A 6,439-nucleotide genomic window follows, 5' to 3' on the forward strand; every position below is an offset into this window, starting at 1 on the left:
GCAATTTTTTTGTTTATTGTTAGAAAAGGTTATTCAAAGGTAATTCAAAAGTATTTTATTATATTTTTGTATCTATTTTTTGATTTCGGATTAGTCTCTTACTATTTTTGAAACAGACTCAGTTTTATAATATGATACAATTCTAATGAGGTGATTATATGGTATATGAAGTTGCAATTTCCAACTCAAGTTTTAAAAGGACTTTCTTTGTAAACTCTGATTTTAAATTGGAAATTGGCGAAAGGATTTTCTTAAAGTTTAGGGGAAAAAAAGAGATAGGTTATGTTTTAAAAGAAAATCCTGGAAAGGTTGAAGGTGAAGTAATAGGAAAGGTAGATGGTAGGAGTTTTTTAGAAGGGTGGTTTGTTGAAGCTTTGAATGAGGCTTCTAATTTTTTTAATACACCAATTGGTAGATTGTTTGATCTTTCTTTTCCAAAGGGGATAGAAAATTATTTTGTTGAAAAAGTGTTTTCTAATAACCCACTTTATGACTTTAATGGAATGGCAGTTAGAGAATTTATTGAAAGGTTTGGAGAAAAAAAATTAAAGGAATTTTTAATGAATGGAGTAATTTACATAGAAAAGGATTTTCAGTATAAGTTTCCAAGGCCAAGAAAAGAGTTATATGTATTTTTAAATGTTTTACCTTCTGAAATTTTTGAAAAGAAACTTACCAAAAAGCAAAAAAAAGTTATAGATTATCTTCTTGTGAACAATTACACCACTTATTCAGAACTTAGGGAGTTTTTGGATATAAATAAGGATGTCTTATTACAGCTTGAAAGAAAGGGATTGTTGAGATTAAGTGAGGAATTTCCAAAGGATTTTGAAGATATAGATTTAAGCGAAAGTCAAAAAAAAATTGTTGAAGATATATTAAAGAAAAATAAATTAAAGGTATTGTTATATGGTGTAACAGGTAGTGGGAAAACAGAAGTTTATCTTTCTGTAATTAAAAAAAGCAATTTAAAGACGTTATATCTTGTTCCAGAAGTTTCATTGATAGAACAGACGGTAAATAGGATAAAATCAAGACTTTCGGGGAAAAAGGTAGGGATATTTCATAGTTATCTTACAAAGAGTCAAAAGATAGAGTTATGGATGAGAGCAGTAACGGGGAAGATCGATATACTTGTAGGAACAAGGAGTGCGTTCTTTATACCATTTGATAAAGATTTGATAATTGTTGACGAAGAGCACGATGATAGCTATTATCAAGACGGAGAGGTTGTTTATGACTTGATTTACCTTGTAGAAAAATTTCCAGGACTTGTAATCTTTGGTTCTGCTACCCCTAGATTGGAACACTACATGAAGGCTACAAGGAATGATATGAAACTTTGTACGTTAAAGGAGAGGTACGGGACGGTACTTCCAAAGGTTGAAGTTGTTGATATGAAAGAAGAAGAAAAAGTTATACCATATGTTTCAAAGAGTATTTTGAAAAATGTTAAGAGAGAACTGGAAAATGGAAAAAGTGTTATGTTTTTTGTTAGAAGAAAGGGATATTCTTTAATTATGTGTCAAAATTGTGGAAATGTATTAAAGTGTCCAAATTGTGATGTGGCATTAACTTACCATAAATCTGAAAGAAAATTGAAGTGTCATATATGTGGATTTGAAAGTGTTCCTGAAATTTCTTGCCCAATTTGTGGTTCTGCCCTTTTTTACGAAAAAGGAATGGGAACTGAAAGATTGGAAGGAGAATTACAAAAAGTTTTCCCAGGCAGAAATATAGTAAGAGTTGATACGGAAGTGGTAAAAAATTACCAAAAATTTCAAAAGGTGTTGAAAAAATTATACGAAGGAGAAATTGATATTTTAATTGGAACAAAGATGATTACAAAGGGATTAGATGTGCCCACCGTGAGTTTAATTGGTGTTATTGATGTAGATGCAATGAGAAATATCCCAGATTACAATTCTTCTTTAAATCTTTTTAGATTATTAGTTCAAGTAATAGGAAGAGCTGGAAGAAAGGAAAAAGGGAAAGCTTTGATACAAACTTATGAAAGAGATAGTTTTGTCATAGAATATGCATTAAGACAAGATGTAGAAGGTTATTATGAATACGAATTAAAACAAAGGAAGGATCTAGAATATCCTCCCTTTGTAGATATTATTCAGGTTATTATTTATTCTAATAATAAGGAGCTTGGTCTAAAAAGTGCAAAAAAACTTGTACTTGAACTTGAAAATTTTAATCTGAAAATACTTGGACCTACTGAATTTTTTATTTCAAAAATAAGAAATAACTTTTTGTATCATTTTATAATAAAAACGCATGATGTAGGTAAAACAAATCGTATTTTAAACGAAGTAATTTCAAAATATCCTACAAAGGTAAAGATAAGGGTTAATCCCCCGTCTTTATATGTTACTTAACCATGGAGGAAATTTCTAATTTTTCCTCTTTTTTTAATACCTTTTCTACATCTAGTATTAGTATCATCCTGTTTTCGAGTTTTGCTACACCCAATAGAAATTCTGATGATTGACCACTATATTCTGGAGTTTGATCAATTTGTTCGCCTGTTAAAGTTATTACTTCTTTAACATCATCGACTAAGAAGCCCATTTTCTTTTCATTTTCAAATCTAATTACTATGATTTTTGATTTTTCTTTGTCTTGAAAGTCCGGTAACATAAACTTTTTTCTGAGGTTTATTATCGGTATTACTTCTCCCATGAGGTTTATTATACCTTCAACAAAGTCTAATGAATTTGGAAGTTTAGTTGTTTTTTCGTATTCTTTTACTCTGTCGACTTTCATGATATCAATTGCAAATTCCTCATCACCAAGGATAAAAGTCAAAACTTTAAGTTCCATTCTTTCACCTCCATAAAAAAATTATATCATACAGGTTTTAGCTTTATGTGTCTTAGTTCCTTGTCGAGTTCAATTACTTCTACTTTTATTATATCATTTATTTTCATTTCTCTATTGAGAAGTTTTTTATAGATAAAGCCACTTTCTTTTAATCCGATATCTAAAAAAACACCAAAGTCTGTTATATTTGTTACTTTTCCCTTTAGAATTGTTCCAACTTTTAACATTTCAAATGTTATTATATTATCGTAGAATATAACTTCATGTGAGATATCTCTTAAATCTTTTCCCATATTTTTAAGTTCATTTAATATGTAATCTAAAGTTAGATTTCCAATGTTATATTTTTCAGAAACTTCTTTAATGTTTTGATTTTTTAATATTTCTTCGGCTATATTGTAATGTTCAGGGTGAATGCCGGTTGCCTCTAAAGGATTTTTTCCATCTTTTATTCTAAGAAATCCAGCACATTGTGTGTATGTTTTTTTTCCAAGTCCGTCTATTTCAAGCAGTTGTTTTCTTTCGGTGAATTTTCCGATCTTTTCTCTGTATTTTATTATTTTTTTTGCAATAGAAGGGGTTATTCCAGAGACATATTCTAAAAGTTTTGAAGAAGCACTGTTTAAATCTACTCCAACTAAATTTACCACATCACTAACTACATTTTTGAGTTCTTCATATAGTTTTTTTTGATTAACATCATGTTGATATTGTCCTATACCTAGTGACTTTGGATTTATTTTTACAAGTTCTGCCATAGGATCTTGGATTCTTCTTCCAATACTAACTGCACTTCTTATGGTTGGATCTAAGTCTGGGAATTCTTCAATTGCTATATCTGAAGTGGAATATACCGATGCACCTGCTTCGTTTGAAAAAGTGTATTTAATATCTAATTTATGTTTTTTTATAAGAGATACTATGAATTTTTGGACTTCTCTTGAGGCAGTTCTATTTCCTATAACTACTAAATCAAGGTGATATTTTTCTATAAATTCTAAAACCTTCTTTTCCGAATTTTCAAGATCAAGGTGAGGAGATGTGGGAAATATAACTGCATAGTCTAATAGGTTACCAAATTCATCGAGAATTGCAATTTTACATCCTGTTTTATTACCTGGATCAATTGCAATGAGCCTTTTGTTTCTTAGTGGTTTTGTTAGTAATAGTTGTTTTAGATTTTCTGCGAACACCTTTATAGCCCTGTCTTCTGCTTTTTTTGTTAATGTGTTTCTTACCCTTTTTTCAATTGAAGGAAATAACAACTTCCATCCTTTTTCAAGGCCCTTTTGTGTTATTTTATTTTGCTCCCATTTGGTTAAACTGTATAAGTATTCTTGGTGTTTTTTGTTAATATACAGTTTTACCTGTAAAACGCCTTCTTTTTCCCCTCGATTAATAGATAGTATATTATGTTCTTTGATATGTTTGATTTTCTTTTCAAATTTGTCGTATGTATCGTATTTTGTTTTTTCTTTTGTCTTTTTTTGGCATTTTATGTATCCATGTTCAAGTAAAATTAACTCTAACTTTTTTCTTATTATATCGTTATGTGCAAATTTTTGGGCCAATATGTCCGTTATTCCATCTATTATTTTTTCTTTCGTATTAAAAAGAGATGTATAGTGTGTTTTTATATCTATTTTTTGGTTTTTACATGCTTTTTCTGCAAGTGGGAGTAGACCGTTCTCTATTGCAATATCTGCCTTAGTTTTTTTTCTTTTTTTGTATGGAAGGTAGATATCTTCAAGCTCTGTTAAATTGTATGAATTTTGTATCTTTTTTCTTAACGAAGTTGTAAGTTTTCTTTCTTTTTCCAAAGTTTTGAGTATTTTTTTCTTCAGTTTTTCTACCTTTTCAAGATATTTGTATTTCTTTTCAATTTCTCTTAATGTTATTTCATTTAAACCACCTGTTTGATCTTTCCTATATCTAGCTACAAAGTGTATTGTGTTTTCTTTTAGAAGACTTATTGCATTTTTTACTTTCCATTCTTCTAAATTTAATTCTCTGGCTATTATTTTTTCCATAAAATTCCTCCTTTTGTTAATTATACCAGAATATGGTGTTGTTTAAGATAAAATAAAATAAGATAAATGAATTTTAATATCTTTATATGATTAATATCTTTATATGATTTTAATGTTTTTACATAAAGTTTTGTAAATTTTATTTTAATATAAAAATAGCACGCAATGTGGTATAATATATAAAGCCAAATAACATATAAGAAGGAGGGGTAACATGAAAAAGTTTTTGGTAGTTTTGTTATCACTTTTAGTTTTGGTGTCATTTGCAAAAACTAAAGTTGTGTTCTGGCATGCTATGGGTGGAAATCACGGAAAAACATTGGAACAGATTGTGAAATCTTTTAATGATTCTCATACAGATATAGAGGTTGAAGCTGTATATGTTGGAAATTATGGTGCATTAAGCCAAAAATTGCTTGCTGGCGCTCAGGCAGGAGAACTTCCTACGATTTCACAAGCGTATTCCAACTGGACTGCAAAGCTCATTCAAAGTGGTGTTGTCCAAAAATTAAATGGTTTTCTTTCGGATACAGAAATAGGTTTAACTAAAGAGGAATGGGAAGATATTTATGAACCTTTGAGAAAGAATTGTATGTGGGGTAATGATGTTTATGCAATTCCATTTAACAAGAGTTTGTATATGTTGTATTACAACGCTGATCTTTTAACCCTTTATGGTGTAGATATTCCAAAGTCTATTAACGAATTATATTATGCAGCTAAGGTTTTAACAGAAGATGTAGATGGTGATGGAAAACCTGATCAATACGGTTTTGGATTTAGAACTACTGCCGATTTGTTCCAAATTCTTTTGTCTTTGAGAGGCGGATCAATCTTGAAGTTTGTTGATGGAAAATGGGTTTCAAATATTGATAGTCCAGAAACAAGGGATGTTTTGAAATTTGTAAAAAAATTAATTGATGAAGGAATTGCATATTATCAAGGTGGATATATGAATGATCCATTTGGTCAACAAAAAGTTGTTATGTATATTGGAACAATTGCAGGTAGAAAATATGTTGAAAGTTCGGTTAAAGGAAAATTTAATTGGAGCTGGGCACCAGTTCCTGTTTGGAAAACAAGAAATGTACCATTTGCGGGGACCGATGTTATTATGTTTTCAAATGCAACCGAAGAGCAAAAGAAAGCTGCATGGGAATTTATGAAATATCTTATATCTCCAGATGTTACAGCATTCTGGTCAGTAAATACGGGGTATATCCCAGTAAGAAAGAGTGCACTTGAAACAAATATATGGAAAGAAAATGTAAAATCTGATCCACTTGCTGAGATTCCTTTAACTCAAATTGATAATGCAGTATTTGATCCACAAATAGGTGTATGGTATGAAATAAGGAGTGTAGTTGGAAACATGTTCTCCGATTTTGTAAATGGAAAAGTTGATATGGAAACGGCAATAAAAACGGCAGATGATCAAATTAATAAGTATTTAGCCGAAGAATACGGAGAATAAAAATCTAATGGCTTCGGATTTCCGAAGCCATTGTTTTTTTCTTAAATAAAATTTAACAAAAGGCAAGGGTTGACAGAAAAAGATAAGTATGGTAAATTAGAAG

The 6,439-nt window shown here is 30.0% G+C and carries 4 protein-coding genes; 2 read left to right on the top strand and 2 right to left on the bottom strand.

Features of this window, described 5'->3' with window-relative positions; all coding sequences use genetic code 11:
- Positions 1–158: 158 nt before the first annotated feature.
- Positions 159–2,387: a replication restart helicase PriA gene (gene priA, locus AS157_RS05005; protein WP_197023164.1), complete on the top strand. Its 2,229-nt coding sequence runs from the start codon at positions 159–161 to the stop codon at positions 2,385–2,387.
- On the opposite strand, the gene AS157_RS05010 is transcribed toward priA, so the two are convergent.
- Together AS157_RS05010 and AS157_RS05015 are read right to left on the bottom strand one after the other, a co-directional pair.
- The gene (locus AS157_RS05010; protein WP_077197953.1) at positions 2,380–2,832 is read right to left on the bottom strand and encodes a chemotaxis protein CheW; all 453 of its coding nucleotides are present in this window, start codon (positions 2,830–2,832) and stop codon (positions 2,380–2,382) included. The two genes, priA and AS157_RS05010, sit on opposite strands and share 8 nt — an antisense overlap.
- Positions 2,833–2,858: 26 nt before the next feature.
- A complete protein-coding gene (locus AS157_RS05015) occupies positions 2,859–4,862 on the bottom strand; it encodes a helix-hairpin-helix domain-containing protein (RefSeq protein ID WP_077288922.1) in 2,004 nt (667 codons plus the stop codon).
- Between the two features lie 214 nt (positions 4,863–5,076).
- Here AS157_RS05015 and AS157_RS05020 point away from each other — a divergent pair, with 214 nt between their 5' ends.
- Positions 5,077–6,336 (top strand): ABC transporter substrate-binding protein, encoded by a 1,260-nt coding sequence (locus AS157_RS05020; RefSeq protein ID WP_075665480.1) that lies wholly within the window; start codon positions 5,077–5,079, stop codon positions 6,334–6,336.
- Positions 6,337–6,439: the final 103 nt, after the last annotated feature.

The organism is Thermosipho sp. 1244, assembly GCF_018588215.1.
In the GTDB taxonomy this organism is placed as follows: domain Bacteria; phylum Thermotogota; class Thermotogae; order Thermotogales; family Fervidobacteriaceae; genus Thermosipho; species Thermosipho affectus.

What these genes read in the sequence shown, in the direction of transcription:
- priA (WP_197023164.1), top strand. Translation starts at nt 159, where the DNA reads ATGGTATATGAAGTTGCAATTTCCAACTCAAGTTTTAAAAGGACTTTC.
- AS157_RS05010 (WP_077197953.1), bottom strand. Translation starts at nt 2,832, where the DNA reads ATGGAACTTAAAGTTTTGACTTTTATCCTTGGTGATGAGGAATTTGCA.
- AS157_RS05015 (WP_077288922.1), bottom strand. Translation starts at nt 4,862, where the DNA reads ATGGAAAAAATAATAGCCAGAGAATTAAATTTAGAAGAATGGAAAGTA.
- AS157_RS05020 (WP_075665480.1), top strand. Translation starts at nt 5,077, where the DNA reads ATGAAAAAGTTTTTGGTAGTTTTGTTATCACTTTTAGTTTTGGTGTCA.